General features: G+C 55.8%; 1 protein-coding gene. It reads left to right on the top strand.

Annotated features, from left to right (window positions below):
* On the top strand, nucleotides 1-500 hold a 500-nt coding region (locus ACR0I7_RS20095; RefSeq protein ID WP_480514151.1), incomplete at both ends, for a hypothetical protein.

Consider the following 500-nt stretch of genomic DNA (forward strand, 5'->3'; position numbering starts at 1 on the left):
ACGGAGATATGCTCAATGACGGCATCACCAATCTGCAGGGCACTGGCGATCTGAACCTGGCCGGAGATCTGGACAATGGCGGCACCTTCAATGTGCTGGGCGGTCTGGATGTGCTGGATATTGAGAACCTGACCAGCAGCGGCCTGTTCAATCTCGATACCAACACGGTGAACGTGAGCGGCACGGCGGCCATCGAAGACGGCGGCGAGCTGGATCAGGACGGGGGAACGATGAATGTGACCGGTCTGCTGTCCACTGCTGGCACCGGGACCATAAATCTTGATGACGGTGTTCTCAATGCCAATGGGGATATGCTCAATGACGGCATCACCAATCTGCAAGGTAATGGTGACCTGAACCTGACCGGCGATCTGGACAATGGTGGCACTTTCAATGTGCTGGGCGGTCTGGATGCGCTGGATATTGAGAACCTGACCAGCAGCGGCCTGTTCAATCTCGATACCAATACGGTGAACGTGAGCGGCATGGCGAGTATTGAA

Source organism: Ruegeria sp. AM1, from assembly GCF_056540745.1.